This is a genomic window from Variovorax paradoxus (genome assembly GCA_016806145.1).
Taxonomy (GTDB): domain Bacteria; phylum Pseudomonadota; class Gammaproteobacteria; order Burkholderiales; family Burkholderiaceae_C; genus Variovorax.
The window spans coordinates 6,095,476-6,116,149 of record CP063166.1; the positions used below are offsets into that span (position 1 = coordinate 6,095,476).

At 71.6% G+C, this 20,674-nt stretch carries 13 protein-coding genes and 2 pseudogenes; 6 read left to right on the plus strand and 9 right to left on the minus strand.

The features are described 5' to 3' along the window. Position 1 precedes the first annotated feature (1 nt). Positions 2 to 1,364: pseudogene (locus INQ48_28535) on the minus strand (TraB/GumN family protein). 51 nt (positions 1,365 to 1,415) lie between these two features. Here INQ48_28535 and INQ48_28540 point away from each other — a divergent pair. After that, on the plus strand, positions 1,416 to 1,829 hold the full coding sequence (locus INQ48_28540; protein QRF57202.1) for a VOC family protein: 414 nt from the start codon (positions 1,416 to 1,418) through the stop codon (positions 1,827 to 1,829). 47 nt (positions 1,830 to 1,876) lie between these two features. Beyond that, positions 1,877 to 3,034, plus strand: a complete 1,158-nt coding sequence (locus tag INQ48_28545) for a hypothetical protein (GenBank protein ID QRF60938.1) — start codon at positions 1,877 to 1,879, stop codon at positions 3,032 to 3,034. Positions 3,035 to 3,053: 19 nt separating this feature from the next. On the opposite strand, the gene INQ48_28550 is transcribed toward INQ48_28545, so the two are convergent. The 3 genes from INQ48_28550 to INQ48_28560 are packed head-to-tail and all read right to left on the minus strand — an operon-like array spanning position 3,054 to position 6,059. Then, positions 3,054 to 4,028, minus strand: coding sequence for a tripartite tricarboxylate transporter substrate binding protein (locus tag INQ48_28550; GenBank protein ID QRF57203.1), 975 nt, complete (start codon positions 4,026 to 4,028; stop codon positions 3,054 to 3,056). Between the two features lie 19 nt (positions 4,029 to 4,047). Further along, positions 4,048 to 4,269, minus strand: a complete 222-nt coding sequence (locus INQ48_28555; GenBank protein QRF57204.1) for a hypothetical protein — start codon at positions 4,267 to 4,269, stop codon at positions 4,048 to 4,050. After that, complete coding sequence (locus INQ48_28560; GenBank protein ID QRF57205.1) at positions 4,266 to 6,059, minus strand: FAD-dependent monooxygenase; 1,794 nt, start codon at positions 6,057 to 6,059, stop codon at positions 4,266 to 4,268. Before INQ48_28560 ends, INQ48_28555 begins: the two co-directional genes overlap by 4 nt. 88 nt (positions 6,060 to 6,147) lie before the next feature. Here INQ48_28560 and INQ48_28565 point away from each other — a divergent pair, with 88 nt between their 5' ends. Beyond that, complete coding sequence (locus tag INQ48_28565) at positions 6,148 to 6,942, plus strand: helix-turn-helix transcriptional regulator (GenBank protein QRF57206.1); 795 nt, start codon at positions 6,148 to 6,150, stop codon at positions 6,940 to 6,942. Between the two features lie 95 nt (positions 6,943 to 7,037). Here the strand turns inward: INQ48_28565 and INQ48_28570 are convergent. Both INQ48_28570 and INQ48_28575 read right to left on the minus strand, forming a co-directional pair. Then, a pseudogene (locus INQ48_28570) lies at positions 7,038 to 8,676 on the minus strand (putative DNA binding domain-containing protein). A gap of 41 nt (positions 8,677 to 8,717) precedes the next feature. Next, complete coding sequence (locus INQ48_28575; protein QRF57207.1) at positions 8,718 to 9,791, minus strand: fumarylacetoacetate hydrolase family protein; 1,074 nt, start codon at positions 9,789 to 9,791, stop codon at positions 8,718 to 8,720. A gap of 132 nt (positions 9,792 to 9,923) precedes the next feature. Here INQ48_28575 and INQ48_28580 point away from each other — a divergent pair, with 132 nt between their 5' ends. Next, entirely contained in the window at positions 9,924 to 11,108 is a 1,185-nt protein-coding gene (locus INQ48_28580; protein ID QRF57208.1) for a DUF3108 domain-containing protein, read from the plus strand. Positions 11,109 to 11,225: 117 nt separating this feature from the next. Further along, entirely contained in the window at positions 11,226 to 11,504 is a 279-nt protein-coding gene (locus INQ48_28585; GenBank protein ID QRF60939.1) for a DUF3567 domain-containing protein, read from the plus strand. Positions 11,505 to 11,558: 54 nt separating this feature from the next. On the opposite strand, the gene INQ48_28590 is transcribed toward INQ48_28585, so the two are convergent. Beyond that, complete coding sequence (locus INQ48_28590) at positions 11,559 to 12,614, minus strand: AbrB family transcriptional regulator (GenBank protein ID QRF57209.1); 1,056 nt, start codon at positions 12,612 to 12,614, stop codon at positions 11,559 to 11,561. Between the two features lie 71 nt (positions 12,615 to 12,685). Between INQ48_28590 and INQ48_28595 the strand changes: the two genes are divergently transcribed. Next, entirely contained in the window at positions 12,686 to 13,534 is an 849-nt protein-coding gene (locus INQ48_28595; GenBank protein QRF57210.1) for a ChaN family lipoprotein, read from the plus strand. Between the two features lie 101 nt (positions 13,535 to 13,635). On the opposite strand, the gene INQ48_28600 is transcribed toward INQ48_28595, so the two are convergent. Together INQ48_28600 and INQ48_28605 are read right to left on the minus strand one after the other, a co-directional pair. Continuing rightward, positions 13,636 to 18,975 carry a hypothetical protein gene (locus INQ48_28600; protein ID QRF57211.1) on the minus strand — a complete coding sequence of 1,780 codons (5,340 nt, stop codon included), beginning with the start codon at positions 18,973 to 18,975 and terminating at the stop codon, positions 13,636 to 13,638. Between the two features lie 103 nt (positions 18,976 to 19,078). Next, entirely contained in the window at positions 19,079 to 20,674 is a 1,596-nt protein-coding gene (locus tag INQ48_28605; GenBank protein ID QRF57212.1) for a hypothetical protein, read from the minus strand.

Below are 20,674 nucleotides of genomic sequence, written 5' to 3' on the forward strand. Positions count from 1 at the left end.
ATTATCGGCGCGTTTTGGACGCGGCGGGCTTGGCCGGCGCCTTCGCGGCCGGCTTGGCCGTCGACCTGGCCGGTGCCTTGGCCGCCGGCTTGGTGCCCTTCGGCGCCGCCTTGCCGCCCTTGGCCGGGGCCGCCGCGCGCGCGCCCGCCTTGCCGCGAACCGGCGCGGCCTTGGCCGACGGCCGGCCGCCGCGCGTGGCGCGCGCCGAGCGCACGCACGGGCGGCGCCGCCGCGGCTTCGGCCTCGGGCTCCTCGGCCGCGGTGGGGAGCGTGCCGCGCTCGCCCGGCAGCACCTCGGTCACCGTGAAGCCGCGCGCCGCCAGCAGGGTCGGCAGGCCCTGGGCGCCGATCATGTGCAGCGCGCCCACGGCCGCGAACACGCGCTGGCCGCCGTCGTGCATGCGCGCGATGCCGGTCGCCAGGATCGGGTTGCGGTCGTCGAGCAGCCGCGTCATCAGCCGCTGCTCGGCCGGCGTGCGCATGCAGTCGCACCACTCGGGGTAGCGCGCGAGCCGCGCGAGGTCGCCGCGCGCCCAGGCGTCGGCCAGCTCCTTGAGCTGGGTGCGCAGCTGGCCCGATTCGAGTTCGTCGAGCGCCGAATCGATCTGCGCCGCCTCCTCCTCCTCGGAGCCGCCGGTCAGCATCTCGAGCTGGGCCGCCGGGTTCTCGAGCGCGAACACCGGCTTGTTGGCGTTGCGCGCCCACACGGCCAGCATCTCGTCGATGCCGAAGTCGGGATAGAGGCCGTCGGCCCGCCCGGCCAGGCCGGTCAGCGCCGTCACCTGCAGGATCGGCTGCAGCGCCGCGTTGGCGCCCGGCGTCACGCAGGCGATCTCGTTCTGCCGCGCCAGCCGCCGCGCGCGCTCGCCGCTGAGCAGCCGCGCGATCAGCGCCGGGTCGGCCGGCTGGGTCAGCGGTTTCATCGCGGTGGGATCGCGCACGTCGATCTCGAGCGCCAGCGCGTCGCTCTGGCCGAGCGCGCGCTGCACGGTCGGGCCGGGGCGCAGCCAGGGCGCGCGCCCGAGGTGGATGGTGCCGTACAGCCACGAGGTGCGGCCGTCCTTCTCGATGCGCCACAGCAGGCCGCGGTCGGCGCCGCTGCGCTGGTCGCTCGAACTGCGCGAGCGCTCGAGGCTGCCGATGGCCGAGGGCGGGCAGGCCGCCTGCGCCGCCACGCCGGCCAGCGCGCAGCAGGCGCCGACCAGGGCCGGCAGCGCGCCGCGCGCCCAGGAGAAGGAGAAACGGAAGGAGGAGAGGAAAGAAGAGGAGACCAGGCGCATGCGCCGTGCCGACCGATCGGCCGGCTTGTCGATTTCGCGCCTCGGTGCAACCAGTGCCCGGAGTATCCGCAAGGCTCGCTCCATGAAGAAAGAAAGTCCGGCATTACAACAGCACCGCTGCCCATAATCCGGAACATGCAGAGCATCTTCCATCTCGCCTTCCACGTGCGCGACCTCGACACCGCACGCCGCTTCTATGGCGAGGCCCTCGGCTGCACCGAAGGCCGCAGCACCGACACCTGGGTCGATTTCGACTTTTTCGGCCACCAGATCTCGCTGCATCTGGGCGAACCCTTCGCCACCACGCGCACCGGCCGCGTCGGCGACGCGATGGTGCCGATGCCGCATTTCGGCATCGTGCTGGCCCTGCCCGACTGGCAGGCACTGGCCGCGCGGCTCGAGGCCGCCGGCACCGACTTCGTGCTGAAGCCCCAGGTGCGTTTCGAAGGACAGCCGGGCGAGCAGTGGACCATGTTCTTCTGCGACCCCTTCGGCAATCCGATCGAGGCCAAGGGCTTCCGCTCGCTCGACGCGCTTTACGACAAGTGACCCACGCTCCGGTCCGGCCGGTCGATGTTCCGCGGCTCGCGGCGCGGCTGGCCCTGGCCGCAGCGCTGGCCCTGCCGCTGCTGGTGGGCACTGCCGCCGCGCGCGCGGCGCAGGACTGCGAACTCAACGGCCAGCCGGTCAACCCCGCCAACGGCAACGAGACCGCGCGCAAGACCGGCTTGCTGCGCTGCAAGGACCGCGGCAGCGGCCAGCTGCTGCGCGAGGAGCAGATCCAGAACGGCGTCTTCATGGGCCTGGTGCGGGTCTACGAGAACGGCCGGCTCGCGAAGGAGCACACGCTCAACGCCAAGGGCAACATGCAAGGCCCGGCGCGCGAATTCGCGCCCGACGGCCAGGTGCTGCGCGAGGCCACCTACGACGACGGCCAGGAACGCGGCCTGGTGCGCAGCTTCTATCCGGGCGGCAAGCTGCGCCGCGCCAGCTTCTATCCCGACCAGGGCGGCGACCGGGCCTCGGCCGAGTTCACCGAACGCGGCCAGCTCTCGGCGCTGCGCTGCGGCAACGCGCCGGTACTGGCGCCCGCGGCCGACGACGCGCGGCTGTGCGGCTTCGGCGGCGCGCCCTCGCAGGTCGAGCTGTTCGACGCGCGCGGCACCCTGCGCTCGCGCCAGTCCTACCTGGCCGGCAAGCGCGTGCGCACGCAGGATTTCTACGACAACGGCAAGCCCTCGCTGCTCGACGAGATCAGCGGCAACCAGCGCACCGAGCGCCAGTTCTCGTCCGAGGGCGTGAAGCGCCGCGAGACCGTCTCGCTGCTGGGGGCGGCGCGCTCGGCGATCCGCCTGCGCGACCAGGAGTTCTCCGAGCGCGGCACGCTGGTGCGTGACCAGCGCTGGAACAGCGCCGGCGAACCGATCGGCGACGACAGCTACTACCTCAACGGCCAGCCGCACACCAGGTCGGTCTACGGCGGCACGGGCAGCGCGCGCACGGTGCTGGTCACCGAGTTCCACGACAACGGCCAGCGCGCCGCGCTGGGCCGCTACCTCGTGGGAGGGCGCGGCGCGCGGCAGCTGCCGCAGGGCACGCACCAGCGCTTCGACGAAAAGGGCGCGCTGGTCGCCGAATCGAGCTTCGACGCGCGCGGCCGCGTCACGCGCGAGCGCAGCTGGGACGAGAACGGCGAGCTGGTGCGCGACGACGAAGTGTTCGAGGACGGCTCGCGCAAGGCCTACGCGCGCTGAGAGCCGCCCTCCGGGGCGATCAATCGAGCTTGATGCCCGCCTGCTTGATGATCGGGCCCCAGCGCTTCGACTCCGCGCGCGACAGCGCCGCGAACTGGGCCGGCGTGCCGGGCATGGCTTCCATGCCGAAGTCCTCGAAGCGCTTCTGCACCTGCGGATTGCCGAAGGCGCGGTTGAGGTCGCCGTTGAGCTTGTTCACCACCGCCGCGGGCAGGCCGGCCGGGCCGAGCACGCCCTGGAACGCGAACACCTCGGAGTTCGACACGCCCACCTCGGCCAGCGTCGGCACCTCGGGCAGCAGCTTGCTGCGCGCGCCCGAGCCGATGGCCAGCACGCGCACCTTGTTGCCCTTCATGATCGACAGGCCCGAGGCCAGGTCGAGGAACATGCACGGCACCTGGCCGCCCATCACGTCGGCCATGGCCGGCGCCGCGCCGCGGTAGGGGATGTGGGTGATGAAGGTGCCGGTGCGCACCTTGAACATCTCCATCGCCAGGTGGTGCGGCGAGCCGTTGCCCGGCGAGGCGTAGTTGACCTTGCCCGGGTTGGCCTTCACGTAGGCCAGGAACTCCTTGAAGTTCTTGGCCGGGAAGTCCGGGTGCACCACCAGCGCCAGCGGGAACTTGCCGATCGCGCCGATGTAGCTGAAGTCCTTCTCGGGGTTGAAGGGCAGCTTGCCGAACAGGTGCTCGTTGAAGGCCAGCACCGCGTTGTCGGCCGACAGCACGGTGTAGCCGTCGGGCTTGCTCTTGGCGACCATGTCGGCGCCGATGTTGGTCGAGGCGCCGGGGCGGTTGTCGATCACGATCTGCTGGCCCAGCGTCTGGCGCATGGCCTCGGCCAGCGCGCGCGCGATCACGTCGGTGCCGCCGCCCGCGGGATAGGGCACCACCCAGCGGATCAGTTGCGAGGGATAGTCCTGCGCGCGGGCGAAGGGCGCGGCGGCCACGGCGGCGCCCGAGGCGAGCGTGGCAAGGAGGGTACGGCGGTCCATGAGGGTCATCTCCAGGTTGTCATTCGGTTGCGGACAGCGATGGTACGGGCAGCGCATGCAGCGCGTCGGCCAGCGCGGCGCGGCAGCGCGCCTCGTCGCCGACCTGCTCGAACAGCAGCAGCGCGAGCCGCGCGAGGAACAGCGATTCGCGCTCGGCGCCGGCCTCGCTGATGGCGTTCGCGCAGTCGGCGTAGAGGCGGTCGCGGGCCTCGGGGGCCAGGGTGGGAAGTGCGGTGGTCATGCGGCGAGGGTCTCCAGTTGCACGGCGGCGGCCGCGCGTTCGAGCGCGCGCGGCAGCGCGCCCGCGCTCAGGCGGCGCCAGCGCGCGGCCACGTGGCCGTCGGGGCGCAGCAGGTAGACGGCGCCCTCGCGCGCGCCCAGGGCGTCGAATACCTGCGCGTCGGCATGGGCATCGGCGGGGCCGTCGGCCGCGATCGTGCACAGCGCGAACGGCAGGGGGCCCTCTTGCGCCCGTGCGATGTCGTCGGCGGGCAACTCGATGGCCGCGCCGTGCGCGGGCTGCAGCACCAGCAGCGTGAAGCGCGCGCCGATCCGGTCGGTGAGATGGCCCTGCGCGAGCTGCTGCTCGGGCATCGCCTCGCCGGGCAGCGGGCCGGCGGGCAGCGCGTCGCCGTCCGCGCTCGACAGCGGCGAATGGTCGTAGCGCACCGCCTGCGTCTGGCGCGGATTGATCAGTTGCGCGATGCCGCGGTGCGCGCCCGACAGCGACAGCGCGGCCTCGCGCAGCAGGTCGAAGCCGCGCGAGGGCGGCGACATGAACTCGGTGCTGCGCATCGCGTTCTCGGCATTGACATGGAAGGCGGCGATGCGCTCCGTGGAGTAGCTGTCGAGCAGCGCGGCATCCGACAGCCCGCGCGCCACGAAGGCCAGCTTCCAGGCCAGGTTGTCGGCATCGTCGAAGCCCGAGTTGAGGCCGCGCACGCCGAAGATCGGCATCGCATGCGCCGCGTTGCCCGCGAACAGCACGCGGCCGTGGCGGTAGCTCGCGAGCGTCATCGCGCCGGCGCGGTAGACCGAGGTCCAGACCGTCTTCCACGGCAGGTGGCCCTCGCCGATCGCATCGAGGTGGCGCTGCACGAACTCGGCCACGGCCGGCGGCTGCAGCGCCTCCTCGGTGCTCTGGCCGGCGCGCAGCTGGTAGTCGATGCGCCAGATGTCGTCGGGCTGCCGGTGCATCAGCACGGTCGAGCCAGGGTTCCACGGCGGGTCGAACCAGGCGCGGCGCTCGGTCGGGTGGCCGCTCCTGAGCTCGATGTCGATGATCACGTAGCGGCCTTCGTAGCCCGTGCCCTCGAGCGCCAGGCCCAGCGCCTTGCGCACGAAGCTCTGGCCGCCGTCGCAGGCCGCGAGCCACTGCCCACGCAGTTGGTACTCGCCCTGCGCGTTGCGCGCCTCGAGCAGCACGCCCGCCTCGTCCTGCGAGAGGCCGGTGAGCTCGGTGCCCCAGCGGATGTCGATCAGCCCCGGCGCCGCGGCGTTGCGGCGCTCGATCTCCTCGAGCAGATAGTGCTCGGCGTAGTACTGCTCGAGGTTGATCATCGGCGGCAGCTTCTGCCGCGCGTCGTGCGGCATCTCGAAGCGGAACACCTCCTCGGTCTTGTAGAAGCTGCGCCCGCCGGTCCACGGCAGGCCCTTGGCCAGGAAGGCCGGCAGCACGCCCAGCCGCGCCATGATCTCCAGGCTGCGGCGCGAGATGCAGGCCGCGCGGCTGCCGACGCAGACCGTGTCATCGGCCTCGAGGATCACGCTGCGCACGCCGTGGTTGGCGAGCCCCAGCGCGAGCGCCATGCCGACCGGGCCGCCGCCTGCGATCACCACCGGATGGCTGCCGCCCGCCACCGTTTCGAGGCCGTCGGCCGCGAGCGCGGGCAGGCGCACCGGGTAGCGCGTGTAGTCGAAGGCGCCGACCGAGGGCGGCAGGCCGGCCGCTGGCGGCGGCAGCGGTCCGCCGGCGGCGTCGCCGGGGCGCGCGGTCGGAGCGGGGTTCGAGGGAGCAACGGGGCGGTTCATGCCCGGGATTGTCCCGACGCGCCCGGCGCCGCATTGTCATAACTTCGTACGAAGTGTTTACCCGAATCCCGCACCCCTTCCCTACCCCATGAAACGCTGGCGCCTTCCCGCCGCGCCCGAGGCCACGCTGTCGGCCGGCGTGGTCGGCGACGTGCTCGCCGGCGTCGGCACGCCGCACCTCGCGGCCAGCTACCTCGCCGCGATGCAGCGCGTGATGCCGGTCACCTTTTGCACCGTGTTCGCGGTCGGCGCCAGCGGCCGCATCGAGACCGTGTCGGCCGCCAGCAGCTACGGCAGCACGGCGGAGCGCACGGCCGAGCGCTACGTCGCGCAGCGCTTCGACCTGCTCGATCCCAACATGGCCTGGCTGGCCGCGCGCAAGCTGCCGCGGCGCGCGCAACTGTGGCTGGGCCACCAGCTCGGCGACGAGGTGGCCAATCCGGCCTACCGCGCCGCCTGCTATGGCGACGTCGGCATCCGCGAGCGCGCCTCGGTGCTGTTGCTGCTGCCCACGGGCCAGCGCGTGGCCGTGAGCTTCTACCGCAGCCTGGCGCAGCCCGAGTTCGGCGCCGGCGACTTCGCCGTCATCGAGCGCCACGCCACCCTGCTGGCCGACGCCACCACCGCCCACGGCCGCAGCGCCGTGGCCGCGCGCGAGGCCACGGCACCGGCGCTGGCCTCGCGGCTGCTCACGCTGAGCCTGCGCGAGCGCGAGGTCATCGGCCACCTGATGGCCGGGCGCACCGCGAAGGAGGCGGCGCGCGAGATCGGCGTCGAGCTCACGACCGTGCGCACCCACCAGTACCGGGCGTTCCGACGGCTGGGGATACGGTCGCAGAAGGAATTGCTGCGCGGCTGGCCAGGCTCAAGCGTTCCGCCATGAGCCTGTCGGGGACGAGCGTTGATTTACGCTTTATAAGCCCTTGATTTTGCTGGAGTTTTTTTCTTCTAAAGGCCAGCCAAAGGGTTCTAAGAGATTTAGCTCTTGGACTCGTTGCCCGCGATACGCCACCGCGCCCAGCGGCGCAACCCTTTCAGCTCGGCACGCCCCTCCGTGCGCAGTTCCATCAATAAGGTCTGAACCGCGCTGGCCGGCAGAGCGGGCAGCACCTGCCGCAGGTCCGCCAAAGGTGCGCCTTCATGCCCTTGCCTGGCCAGATGCTTCAGCAAGAGCGCCTTGTTGGTTTCGCGATCGAGTCCCTTCTTCCTCGTGTGCGTCCCCTTCGCGCCCAGCACGGCGTAGAGCGCCTCGGAAAGGATGTAGTGGGTGCCTTTGCCACGCCCCAGGGACTCCACCGCTCCAGCGGCGATGAGTCCGGGCAACCGCTCTCTCAAGTCCGCGGGCAGATCTCGTTCATATTGCAGACACTCCAGCGCCAGGTAGTCACGCGTGGTGAACGAGCTCCGCGTGTCCTCGCCCAAACGTTCCATGAAGCGGACGAAGCCGGGATTGCGCACGCCGCCTTCCAGCGTCAGCCTCACCTCATGGTCCGAGGTACCGGCAAAGCTGGGCAACGGCTTGCCTTGGCGAATGGCCGTCTCCACCATCAGGTTCAATCCCTGGCCCGAGCGCTCGATCAATCCGCACTTTGCCAACGCTTCCGCGAGGCGTCGGTTCCTCGGGTATTGCCGATCGACAATGTTTTCGGGCGTGATTCCCGCAGGCAACCCGCCAGGACTGACGACTTCAAGGCGCTTCGCATACTGACGCACGAACACCGAGCCACCCAGTCGATAGTCGCGGTGCGCCAGCGCATTGAGAACCGCCTCCCGCACAGGCACTTCGTCGAAGGTCGGAATGTCGATGCGAAAGAAATCGTCCTGGAAGCTCTGCCTGTCGTTGCGCAGGTTGATCTTGGACCACAGCGCGTCTTGCCAGAGCATGAAGCCTTCACGGTACTCCTCCCGATCAGCCGCCGGTCCCGAGGCCTCCGAGGACCGGTACTCGAATATCACCTCGGCCTGCGCGAGATGTCGTGTCAGTGCCTTGCGGGAGCCAAACAGAATCAAGGCGGCATAGCTGACCCGGTCATCGATCAACAGCTCCGCATCGCGCAGCGTTTCGACATCGCTCAGCACCAGCTTGCGCGTATCACCGGTACGCCTGGCCCAACGCTCACGGAAAAGCCCGATGGCCGCGGGTGCCAGATCCTCGATGGAGGCACCCTCGCATATTTCCACGGAGAAATCCGAATCCGTTTCCGCGAATATCGCCTTGAGCTCCGCGTCACCCATTGCGGCGAGTTCGTCGCCTGCTCGCTTCAGGTAGCGGCCCTTGGCATGCCACGGCGCTCCCGGTGAGCGTGGGGGGGATGTGGACCACGACGACACGGCCTTCCGGCAGCCTCAGCTCTTCCACCGAAACACGCTGGTTCAGTTGCTGATGCAGGCCCGCCTCGGTTCGACCCGGCTCCGTAAACGCCATCGAGCCCACGACAACGCGTGGGCGCCTGTCGGTGACGCCGAAGATCATCTTGCCGCCGCCCTCGTTGGCCAGCGCCGCGCAGTACTCCACCAGCTTGTCGAAGTGGAAGTTGCTCTTCGCTTCCTTGAATTCCAGCCGAGCGCCTTCGGGCTCGTCCAGCCATTGCAACAGTTGCTCGCGGGAAGTCGGCATCGGGAAACTTCAGCCTGAAGGGCGCAGAGCGTCGGAGGCTGTCAGCCTTGAGGATCCTCGGCGGCTTCTTCCTTCGATTCCACCGGTGCTTCGGCCAACTTCGCGCGCCCGCCCGGCGCCACGATCTCCTGGTCGATCGCGCCGAACATCGAGCGCCCGTCGAGCCCCTTCATCTCGATGCGGATGGTGTCGCCGTAGCGCATGAACTCGGTCGAGGGCGCGCCGTCCTGGATGGTCTCGATGCAGCGCTTCTCGGCGATGCACGAATAGCCGCGCGGCCATTCCATGCGGCCGTTCTTCTCCACGCCCTTGTTGCTCACGGTGCCGCTGCCGACGATGCTGCCGGCGCGCACGTTGCGCGTCTTGGCGACGTGGGCGATGAGTTGGCCGAAGTGGAAGGTCATCTCGGGACCGGCCTCGCACAGGCCGACCTTGCGGCCGTTCCAGCTGCTCTGCAGCGCGAGGTGCACGCGGCCGCCGGCCCAGGCCTCGCCGAGCTCGTCGAGGGTCACGGCCACGGGGCTGAAGGCGGTGGCGGGCTTGCTCTGGAAGAAGCCGAAGCCCTTGGCGAGCTCGGCCGGGATCAGGTTGCGCAGGCTGACGTCGTTGGCCAGCATCACGAGGCGGATGCCGTCGAGCGCCTGCTCGGGCGTGGCGCCCATCTTCACGTCGCCGGTGACGACCGCGATCTCGGCCTCGAAGTCGATGCCCATGGCCTCGCTGGGCACGACCACGTCGTCGGTCGGGCCGATGAAGTCGTCGCTGCCGCCCTGGTACATCAGCGGGTCCTGATAGAAGCTCTCGGGCACCTCGGCGTTGCGCGCCTTGCGCACCAGCTCGACGTGGTTGAGGTAGGCCGAGCCGTCGGCCCACTGGTAGGCGCGCGGCAGCGGCGCCATGCACTGGGCGGGATCGAAGGGAAAGGCGTGGCGCGCGCGGCCGGCGTTGAGCGCGGCGTACAGGTCCTGCAGCTGCGGCGCCATGAAACCCCAGTCGTCGAGCACCTGCTGCAGGCGGTGGGCGATGCCGGTGGCGTAGTGGGCGAGCGTGAGGTCGCGCGACACGACGACGAGCTGGCCGTCGCGCGAGCCGTCCTTGAGGGTGGCGAGTTTCATGGTGCGGTGCTGGGAAAAAGGCGACGGGGCGCCGCGCCGGGCCGCGCGCCGCTCCCCTAAACTGGTTGGACGGGCGGCAGTGTACCGAGGTGGCCCCGATGAACCTCGGCCGCGGCGCCCACTCCACCCTCCATGCCGACGACCGTCGCCTCCCCACCCTCCTCCGCGGCGCCCTGGCGGCCTTCGTGGCGGGCGCTGGCGCTGCTGACGCTATTGGTCGCGCTCGGGCACATGGCGCTGCTGGGCCTCGCGCCGGCCGGGCTCGGCGCCGAGCCCGCGTCGCCGATCACCAAGTTCAGCACGCGCACCATCGTGATCGCGCCGCCGGTGGCCGAAACGCCCGCGGCGGCGCCGCCACCACCGGCCGCGACCGCCCCGCCCGCGGCCACCAGGCCGCTGCGGCCGCGCGCGGTGCATGCGCCGCGGCCGAAGCCCGATCCGGTCCCCGCCGCGGCGGCTCCCTCACCCGATCCAACGCCCGAGGCCATGGCGCCCAAGGACCCGGAATCGCCCGACCTGGTGGCGCAGGCCGCTCCCGATTCAGGAGCAGCACCCACGCCCGAGCCGCCTGCCAGCGCGGCCGCCGCCCCGTCGGCCACGCCGGGCAGCGCGCCCGCCGCCGGCGCCGGCGAAGCGCCCACCACGATGGCCGGCACCCAGTCGCTGCGCATTCCGGGCTCGGTCACGCTGAGTTTCGATGCCGTCGGTCAACGTGGAGCCGCGCCGCAAAGCGGCTTCTTCGGCGAACTGGTCTGGCTTCAGGATGGCACCCGCTACGATGGCCGGCTGACCCTCAAGGCCACGTTCTTCACACTGCTGAACTGGCACAGCACCGGGGTGATCGGCCCTTCGGGACTGGAGCCCGAGCGTTATTCCGAAAGCCGGAGATCCGAGCAGGCCTCGCATTTCGCGCGCGACCGCGGCGAGGTGGTGTTCAGCAACAACGCCCCCACCGTGCCGCTGAAGCCCGGCGCGCAGGACCGCATGAGCGTCATGATGCAGCTCGGCGGCCTGCTGGCGGCCAGCCCCGAGCGCTACCCGGCCGGCACCCGGATCGCGATCCAGACCGTGGGAGCGCGCGACGCCGACGTCTGGGTGTTCGTGGTCGGCGACGAGGAAAAACTGAGCCTGCCGGCCGGCGAGTACCTGGCGCGCAAGCTCACGCGCGATCCGCGCAAGCCTTTCGACCGCAAGGTCGAACTCTGGCTGGCCCCGGCCTACGGCTATCTGCCGGTGCGAATCCTCCAGACCGAGCCGAATGGCGACTTCGCTGACGCCCGATTGCGCAAACCCCTACCCGCCACGCCCCCCGGTTGATGCGAAAAACCAGTCATCCAAACGTTTTAATGGCAACACGACAACCCATCTTGAAACTGGCGCGTTGATTGCTATGTAACCCTCATGAACGCCCTCGACATCCTCACAGGCCCCGCCATGAACATGCTTTACGACTCGGATTCCTTCGTCGTCGTGCACGTGCAGCCGAACGAAGGCGAAGTTCCGGCCGAACCCAACGTGCCGGTGCTCGAGCGCCACGGTTTCGAGATCGTCGACAAGCGTTCCGGCAAGGAGCTCTACCTCGACGGTTCCTGGGCCGAGCTGTTCCGCCAGCAGATCGCGGCCTGGCAGCTCAACACCCCGACCCAGGAAGAGGTCGAGGACACGCTCGAGGGCTACGCCGAGCTGGCGCAGACGCCGCTTCTGGTGCACTGAGCCGAGTCCCGTGCCAGCAACGAAGCGCCCCGCGGGGCGCTTTTTCTTTGGCTTCTATCGGTAGATCCAGCGGAACATTGGCCCGACCAGCAGCAGCACCGCCACCAGCCGACAGACCTGGAATGCCGTCACCACCGGCACCCCGAGCTGCAGCACCTTGGCCGTGATCGACATCTCGGCGATGCCGCCCGGCGAGGTGCCGAGGATCATGGTCGCCGGATGCAGTCCCGTGGCCCAGGCCAGCAGCCAGGCCACGCCGGCGCACACCACGAGCATGGCCAGCGTGCCCAGCGTCACGGAGCCCAGCCAGCGCGGCGCGGTGTGCAGGAACTCGCGGCTGAAGCGCACGCCCAGGCTCACGGCGATCAGCAGCTGCGCGGCATTCGACATCCAGCCCGGCACCGCCGACAGCGACAGCCCGGCGACGGTGAAACCCATCGCGACCAGCAGCGCCCCCATGAACCACGGGTTGGTGCGGCCCAGCGCGCGCATCGCCAAGCCGCCCGCGCCCGTGGCCAGGGCCAGCAGCGCGAGGCCGCCGGGGTTCACCTCGCGCGCGCTCGGCGGGCTGATCTCCAGGCCATGCAGCCCGCTCCACTGCATCGCGAACGGGATCGTCACCGTGACGATCAGCACGCGCAGGCTGTGGGCCGCGGCCACCAGGTCGGTGCGCGCGCCCTGGGCCTCGGCCAGCAAGGTCATCTCCGAGGCGCCACCGATCGCGCCCGCGAAGTAAGTCGTGGCTCTCATGGAACGCTCGGGCACCTGGGGCATGCGCGGTGCATGCAGGCCGTAGAGCCAGCGCCCGAAGCCCCAGCCCAGCAGCAGCGCCCAGGCGATCGCGAGCACGATCGCCCACCAGACGCTGGCCACCAGCGCGACCACGTGCGGCGTGAAATACAGGCCCAGCGCGGTGCCGATGGTCCACTGCCCGGCATTGCGCAGCGGCACGTGGCTGGCCATCGGCGCGCCGGCGATCGAGGCCAGCGACACCGCCAGCAGCGGGCCGATCATCCAGGGCAGCGGGGTGTGGAGCGCGAGGCAGATCTGGGCCGCCACGAAGGCGAGCAGCAGCGTGGCCAGCACGCGGACCGGGAAGGAAAGGGACACGCGGAACGGACGGACAGGCGGTAGGGGCAAAGGACGGCAGCGCGCGCGGCGCCGTTGCGTAGTATGGCGCGATGTCTTTCGCGCACCGGCCCGTCTCCTCCCTCCTGCTCGCTCTTCTGGGCAGCACCCTCATCGCCGGCTGCGCGGGCTGGCCCGGTGGCGCCGACGCCCCGGACGCACCCATCGCCCGCCGCGTCGAGGCCCTGCTGCCCACCGACGCCCTGCTGCTCGGCGAACAGCACGACGCCCCCGAGCACCATGCGATCGAGCGCGAGACGGTCGAGGCGCTGGCCGCGCGCGGCCGGCTCGCCGCGCTGGCGCTCGAGATGGCCGAGGAAGGCAACGGCACCGCGCACCTGCCGGCCGCGGCCACCGAAGCCCAGGTGCGCACCGCGCTGAGCTGGAACGACAAGGCCTGGCCCTGGGCCGACTACGGTCCGGCCGTGATGGCTGCGGTGCGCGCCGGCGTGCCGGTGGTCGGCGCCAACCTGCCGCGCGCGCGCATGAAGGACGCGATGGCCGACGTCTCGCTCGACGTGCAGCTCAATGGCGAGGCCTACACCGCGCAGCAGGACGCCGTGCGCGAGGGCCACTGCAAGCTGCTGCCCGAATCGCAGATCGTGCCCATGACCCGGATCCAGGTCGGCCGCGACCGCGCCATGGCCCAGGCCATCGTCAAGGCGCGCCAGCCGGGCCGCACCGTGCTGCTGATCGCGGGCGCGGGCCATGTCGACCGCCAGTTGGGCGTGGCGCAGCACCTGCCGAACGAGGTCTCGTTCAAGGCCGTGCGCCTGCTCGCCGCGCCCGCCGGTGTCGACGCGGCATCGGCCGGCTACGACCGCACCTGGCGCACGCCGCCGCTGCCCGAGAAGGACTATTGCGCGGAACTCCGCAAGTCGATGGGCCCGGCGAAGAAGTGAAGTCCTGAGCGATCCGGACGTGCGAAGGCCGCGGCGGGAAAGGCGTCCCGCCGCGGCCTTCGTCCTTCTTCATACGGCGGGCCCGCGGGCCCGCTCCCGCTTCAGCGCGACAGGATCGACGAGGTCGCCGAGTTGCCGGTGGCCGAGGCCGTGACCTGGTTGCCGGTGGTGCGCAGCGTGCTGCTGCCCACCGGCCCCATCACGCCGGCACCGAAGTTCACCGTCGTCACCGTGGCCGACACCATGCCGCTGTTGACCTGGTAGTTGCCGACCGCCGCGCTCGCCGTGCCGGTGTTCAGCGCGGTCTGCGTCACGCGGTTGGTGGCGCTGTTGCCGAAGGCCTGCGCGCTCAGCGTGTTGCTGTTGACGCCGACGCTGCCGTTGAGCGTGCCCGGGCCGGTCGCGTTGAGCGCCACCTGGTAGCTGGTGCCCGTGCTCGACGCGTTCACCGCGCCGCTGTTGGTCTGGCTGTTGAGCACGCCCACGCTGGCACCGAGATTGAGCGCCAGCGGCGAGGCCACGAAGACCACGTTGCCGTTGGGGAGCGCGCCGCCGTAGCTGCCACCCGCGCTCGAGTCGACCAGGTTGGTGGCCGCGTTGCCGCGCGCCAGCGCCGAGGTGGTGTTGCCGTTGAGGGCCACGCTGCCCGCGTTGAGCGGATCGCTGCCCGCGAGGGTCACGCCCGCGGCCGTGACGGCCGAGGAGGTCACCGTGGCGCTGCTGGTCTGCGCGTTCGACACGCCCACGCTCGCCCCCTGCGTCGCGTCGCCCGCCACCGTGGCGGCGTTGATCGCGCGGTTCGCCGAGGCCTCGGCCAGCGTGCTGTTGTTCGAGATCGTCGCCGCGCCGTTGAACAGCCCCGCCGTGTTCGGCACCAGCCGGTCGTCGTTGTAGATCGCGGTGGTGGCGGTGCTGGTGACCGAGGTCGCCGCGGCCTGGCGGTTCGCCACCAGGTGGTCGCCCGTGGCCGTCTGCCCGCCCGCCGCCGTTTCCGACAGCGCCACGCTGCCCGTCGACGCCGCCGGCTGCAGGTTGGCCGCCTTCACGTCGAGCGTGTTGGTCGCGTCGTTCATCACGCCCAGCGCCGTGTTGGTGTTGCCCGAGAGCCGCACCGACGAGCCCGAGGATGCGGCCGGCGCGAACAGCTCGGAGTTCGAGCTGGCCGTGACCGGCGCCTGACCGACCTGCGTCGACTGGACCACCGCGCGCGCATCGACGTTGGCGCCCGAGAGCGTCGCGGCGTTGACCGTGGTGTTCGAGGCGGCGCGCGCGCTCTGACGGTTGTCCGACAGGCTCAGCGTCGCGCCCTGCACCGCGGCGGTGCCGAGGGTGTCGATGCCGATACTGCCGGTGGCGATCGCGCCCACCGGGCCGGCGCCCACCTGCACGTTGACCAGCGCATGGTCGGCGCTCGCGAGCACCGCCGAGCCCGCGGCCGTGGTCAGCGCCGAGCCCGCCAGGCCGGTGGCGATGGCGCCGCCCTTCACCTCGATGCTGTTGGTCGAGGCATTGCCGGTGGCGGCCGCGCCGGTGACGTTGCCCTCAAGCGTGGCGCTGCTGTCGATCAGCGCGGTGGTGCCGGTCAGGGTCAGCCGGGTCGTGTTGTTGGCGATTCCGCTCACGGCGGCGGCGCTGAGCTGGGAGTTCAGCAGGCCGGTGGTGGCGCCCTGCGAGGCACCGCCCGTGAGCGACACCGCGTTGCCCGCGCGGTTGCCCGCCGCCTCGGCGAGCGTCTGGTTGCCCGACATCGCGACCGCGCTGTCGACCACGCCCGGGCCGGCCGGCACGGCGCGGTCGTCGTTGAAGATCGCGCTGTCGGCGGTCGCGCTGGCCGAGGTGATGGCCGACTGGCGGTTCATCAGCGCATGGATGGCGACGGTGCCCCCGTCGCCCGGCCCGGCGGTCTGCAGCACGAGGGCGGGCAGGATCGCGTTGGCCGTGGTGTCGGCCGCGACGGCGATGCGGCTGGTCGCGTCGTTGACCACGGCCTGCGCGCTGTTGGCGTTGCCCGAGATCGTCACCGAGGAATTCGACGCCGAGGCCGGCGCGTAGGCCTGCGCGAAGGAGCGCGCCTCCACCGCCGCCAGGCTGGCCTGGCCCGACTGCAGCGCCGAGGTGGCCGAGACGCTGCCGGCCGCCAGCGCGATGTCGTTGCTGGCGCTGTTGGCCACCGCCTTCGCGCTCTGGGCGTTGTTCGACACGCTGAGCGTGCTGCCATCGACCCCCACGCCCGGCGCGGTGCCGATGCCGAAGGCACCGGCCGCCTTGGACGAGATCGCCGCGGTATTCAGCATCAGCTGCGCGTTGGACAGCGCATGGTCGCCGAGCGCGCCGTTCAGCACCGCGGCGTTGGCCGCCGCGGCCACCGGCAGCACGCCGCCCGTGTCGATGGCGTTGCCCTTCACCTCGATGCCGTTGACGGCCGTGTTGCCGGTGGCCGTGCCGCGCACCGCGTTGCCGTCCACCGAGAGCTGCGAATCGGTGATGCCCTTGCCGCTGACCGCGAGCTGCACCCCGGCCTGGTCGGTCAGCGCGCCGCCCTCGAGCCCGAGCTGCGAGGTGGTCTTGGCCGTGGTGATCTGCAGGTTCTGCACCGCCGTGGTGGTGGCGATGCCGGCCGCGGCGAGGCGCACGCCGTTGACCGCGCTGTTGCTGGTCGCGGCGGCCGCGGTGGTGTTGTTGTCGGCATCGAGCTTCGAGTCGTGGACACCCGAGCCCGCCCCGCCGGTGCCGATCTGCGTCAGCACCTCGGGCCCGCCGCTGCGCGTGGCCGCCACGGTGCCCTGGCCCGACTGCGCGTTCTGCACGCTGAACGAGGCATCGGTGGTCGCGACCCCGCCGGTCACGGTGGCGCCCGAGAGCACCAGGCCCGCGGTGCCGATCGAGGTGGCCGTCACGTCCACCGTGTTGCCGGTGGCGCGGCTGCCGTAGGCCAGGGCCTGCGTCGTGTTGCCGCTGCTCGAGACCGAGGCGTCCTGCACGCCGCCGTCGACCACCGTGCGCACCACGTTGCCGCCGACCGTGTTGGCCTCGACCTTGGTTTTGGCGCCGGCCACCGACTGCACGTTGGTCACGTTGGCCACCGAGGCGAAGTCGCTCGAGGCGATCTGGTTGGCGCCGAGCTTCAGGCCGTTGGCCGCGTCGTTGCCATAGCTGGCGGCGACGAAGGCGTTGCGGTCGTTGCCGAGGCTGGCCGATGCGACGTCGCCGCTCACCGTGGCCGCGATGGAATTCACGCTGACCGCCGTGGCGCCGACCGTCGACTGGATCGACTGGCTGCCGAGGATGGCGTAGGAGGCATTCACCGCCGGCTGCGTGGCCAGGCTGTTGTCGAAGGGCAGGTTGTTGCCGAGGTTGGCGGTGATGGTCGAGGCTGTGTCCGCCGACGGGTTCACCGTCACGTTGCCGGCCTGCACGCCCAGCGTGCTGGTGGCCGAGTTGCCGTAGGCGATCGCGCGCTGCAGGTTGTCGCTGGCCGTGGCCGAGCCGCCCGACAGGTTGCCGGCCACCGCGACGCGGGCCTCGGGCACGTTGAGCACCGCGCCGGTCGAGGAGGTGGCATCGTTCATCTGCACGCTGGCGATGCCGGCGCCGGTGCCCACCGCATTGCCCTTGATCGACAGGTCGCTCGCGGCGCCGCTGCCGACCGCCACCGCCTCCTGCCGGTTGCCGGTGAGCGACAGCGCGCTGTCGGCCACCGTGGCCGGCCCGTTCGCGACCAGCCAGACCTTGGAGGTGCCGTTGATCGCCGTGACGGTGCTGGCGTTGTAGTTGCCCTGCAGGTTGGTCAGGGTGATGGCGCCCTTGGCCGACACGCGGCCATCGGCGCTGGTGCCGCCGCCGAGCGCCACCGCGTCGCTGCCCAGCGCCACGGTGTTGGCGTCGAGCGCCAGGCCCTGGTTGATCTGGTTGCCGCGCGCCGCGACCGACGCGCTGTTGTCCGCCACGGTCACGCTGCTGGCCTTGGTCTGGCCGGTGGCGTCGCCGGTCTGCACCGCGACGATGGTGCCGTTGGCGACCGCCGACACCGCCGATTCGGTGTTGGCCTGCTGGTTCGAGAGGCCCGCCGTGCCCGCGAAGCTGGCCGCGGTGGTGCCGGGCAGGATCGCGCTCGAGGCGATGTTGCCGGTGGCCGCGGCGCTCACGCTGTTGTCCTTGAGCGTGACGCTGCCGCCGTCGATCGACTGCACGCCCGCGAGCACCTGGCCGTTGACGGTCTGCGCCAGCACGCTGGAGCGCAGGTTGCCCTGGCTGTTGAGCACGGCCAGGTCGGCATCGAGGGTGGTGGTGACGGCCGTGCCGCCGTGCACGCTGGCATTGACCGGCGTGAGGGGCGGGGTCGCGGCGACCACCGACACGCCGTTCATCACGATGCGGTTGCCCGCGCTGCCGGCGGTGGCCGAGAGCGCCTCGTTGCCAGTGGCGGCGCTCGAGATGGTGTTGCCCTGCACCGAGAGCGAGCCGCGCAGTTCGTTGACCTGGCCCGCCGGCGCGCCGGTGACCAGCGCCTGCACGGTCGAGTTGGTGTTGTCGGCCGCGTGCGTGACCGCCGCGAGGATGCCGTTGCCGTTGGCCTGCAGGTTCGACACCACCGCCGAGCCCGCGAAGCTCGGCGCCGCGCCCGCCTGGATCTCGGCCGCGCTGCTCGCGCTGTTGCCGCGCAGCGTGGCCGACAGCGTGTTGCGCTCGAGCGTGGCGCCGGCGGTCACGGTGTTGGCCATCGTCGAGGTCAGCGCCAGGTCGATCCTGTTGTTGGCCAGGCCCGCGCCCGAGGCCGCTCCGGTGCCCAGCTGCAGCGAGGTCACGACGATGTTGCCCTGCGCGTCGAACAGCGGCGTGCCGCCCGGGTAGATCAGCGCCGCGCCGCCGGTGATGCCCTTGGCGCCGGCCATCGCGCCGCCGGTCACCAGCGAGTTGCCCTTGTTGATCACGCTCGAGGCCGAGATCGTGTTGTCGGTGGCGGCCGCGCTGCCGTTCGTGAAGTTGTTGAGCTCGACCGCGAGCTTGCTCTTGGCGACGCCGGCGGCGATGGTGCCGCTGTTGGTGGCCACGCCCAGCGAGGCCGCGTTGTCGACCGGCGTGGAGGCCGGGCTGCCGGAGGCCGGCTGGATCGCGTTCGCGAAGTCGTTGCCGGCGGCACTGGCGCCGATCAGGTTGCCGCTGGTGCTGGCCGCGATCGGATTCGGATTGGCCGGCGTGCCGCTGACCGTGGTGCCGCCGACGGCACCCGTGATGCTCGCCGTCACGCCGTTGGTGTTGGAGGGCTGCGAGTTCGCCATCGACGTTCCCGACACCGAGCCGTTGAGCGTGTTGCTCACGGTGGTGTCGGCCGCGTGCGCGGCGCCGGCGGCGAGCAGCGCGACCGCGACCGCGGAACCGATGCGGCTGAGACTGGTGGCGGGCCTGCGGGCGCCCCGGTTGCGGATCTTGCGAGCTTTCATGGCGTGACTCCTGGTGTGAAGACGTTGTGGACGAAAGGGACGGACGAACGCAAGGGAACCGGGCCGCCCTCGCGGGCGCGCACGGTCCGAGGGAACGGGGGTGTCAGCTGCCGCGGCCGGGGGCGGCGGCGGGATCGGGGTTGGCGGCGGCCGCGGGGCCGCTCGCGCTGACGGTCTGGGCCGCGTCGGGCACGGCGGCGGTGGCGGCGGCGCCGGCCGGGGCGACCGCGCTGTCGCCGGTCGGCGCCGGCGCGGGCGCGACGGAAGCGCTGGGTAGGGGCGCGACCGTGGCGGCGCCCTGCGGCGTGGCCGGCGCGGGGCCGTTGCCCACCACCGGCGCGCCGATGCGCAGCTTCGCGATCTCCTGCAGCCCGGGGCCGTCGCGGTGGATCGAGGTGTCGGCCGCGTCGGGCCGCCACAGCACCGTGATCGCGGCCGGCGCGATGCCGCGGTTGGCCAGCGCCGAGGTCACGGCGGCGATGCGCTGGTCGGTGAGCTCGTCGCGCTTGCGCGCGTCCCAGTTCTCGGTGTCGCGCGCCACCAGCACGATGTCGGTGGCGCCCTTCTTCGCGGCGCCCGCGACCTGGTCGATCTGCGCCAGCGCGCTGCCGCCGAGCACGGTGGCGCCGAAGTCGAAGGCCACCTGCAGCGCGGCGCCGGTCAGCCGCGCGCCGCCCGAGCCCGCGGCATTGACCGCCACGCCCGGGCTCGCCTGCACCACCGGCGCCGCCGCGCCGCCGGCCGCGCCGGCATCGGCCGGGTTCTGCACCTTGCGCAGCTGCTCGGCCGGCACCAGCGGGATCTGCTCGCCGCCGCCCGGACGCAGCGTCATGCAGGGCCGATGGTCGACCTGCGTGACCGCGGCCATCAGCCGCACCACGCCCTCCTCGAGCGCCGCGCGCACGCCCATCTGCACCGGCTCCTGGCCCTTGGCGCCGATGTCGACGTCGTAGAGCCGGCTGCCGAAGAAGCGGAACACGTTGAGCCCGACCTCGTAGCCGTTGAACTGCTTGGTGAGGCTCACCGTGCGCACCACCATCAGCGAGCGCGTGTCGACGATGCGCAGGTCCACGCCCACCGACTGGGTGAAGGTGCGCGCCTTCACGCCGACCTGGTTCACCGCGACCTCGGCGCCGCCCGAGTTGATGTTGTAGTTGAGCTCGGTGATGCCGCCGACGATGAAGTAGTCGGACTTGTTGATCGTGCCGCCGAAGTACGGCAGCCACGGCACCACCTGCGCGCCGCCGCCGGGCCCGCCGCCGAGCTGGTGCGTGCGGCCGTCGCCGAGCTGGCGCCGGTCGGCGTAGGCCAGCTCGCGCTCGGCGATCACCGGGTCGAAGCGCTCGGCGATGCGCACCGCGCCGCCGAGCTTGCCGAGCGCCGAATAGACCATCAGCGCGCCGCCCTGCGTGATCGCGTTGCCTTCGTTGATGCTGTACTTGCCGGTGTAGTCCTTCACGTCGCCCACGCCGATCACCACCTCGGGCCGGCGCGTGGCCGCGATGTGGTCGGCGAAGCAGGCCAGCACCGGCTCCATCGGCGTGACGTTGTCGCGCACCGAGGGCCCCAGCACCACCGGTGCCTCGTTGGGTGCGAAGCGCTGCTGCGGCGCCGAGGTGCAGCCGGCCAGCACCAGCGCGCCGGCCAGCGGCGCCGCGAGAAAGACCGCCCGGCGGGCGTGGGGCGAGATGCTGTGCAT

Excerpts from the sequence above, each read along its gene's own strand:
- INQ48_28540 (QRF57202.1), top strand. The coding sequence starts at position 1,416 with ATGCAGAGCATCTTCCATCTCGCCTTCCACGTGCGCGACCTCGACACC.
- INQ48_28550 (QRF57203.1), bottom strand. The coding sequence starts at position 4,028 with ATGGACCGCCGTACCCTCCTTGCCACGCTCGCCTCGGGCGCCGCCGTG.
- INQ48_28555 (QRF57204.1), bottom strand. The coding sequence starts at position 4,269 with ATGACCACCGCACTTCCCACCCTGGCCCCCGAGGCCCGCGACCGCCTC.
- INQ48_28560 (QRF57205.1), bottom strand. The coding sequence starts at position 6,059 with ATGAACCGCCCCGTTGCTCCCTCGAACCCCGCTCCGACCGCGCGCCCC.
- INQ48_28565 (QRF57206.1), top strand. The coding sequence starts at position 6,148 with ATGAAACGCTGGCGCCTTCCCGCCGCGCCCGAGGCCACGCTGTCGGCC.
- INQ48_28575 (QRF57207.1), bottom strand. The coding sequence starts at position 9,791 with ATGAAACTCGCCACCCTCAAGGACGGCTCGCGCGACGGCCAGCTCGTC.
- INQ48_28580 (QRF57208.1), top strand. The coding sequence starts at position 9,924 with ATGCCGACGACCGTCGCCTCCCCACCCTCCTCCGCGGCGCCCTGGCGG.
- INQ48_28585 (QRF60939.1), top strand. The coding sequence starts at position 11,226 with ATGAACATGCTTTACGACTCGGATTCCTTCGTCGTCGTGCACGTGCAG.
- INQ48_28595 (QRF57210.1), top strand. The coding sequence starts at position 12,686 with ATGTCTTTCGCGCACCGGCCCGTCTCCTCCCTCCTGCTCGCTCTTCTG.
- INQ48_28600 (QRF57211.1), bottom strand. The coding sequence starts at position 18,975 with ATGAAAGCTCGCAAGATCCGCAACCGGGGCGCCCGCAGGCCCGCCACC.
- INQ48_28605 (QRF57212.1), bottom strand. The coding sequence starts at position 20,674 with ATGCACAGCATCTCGCCCCACGCCCGCCGGGCGGTCTTTCTCGCGGCG.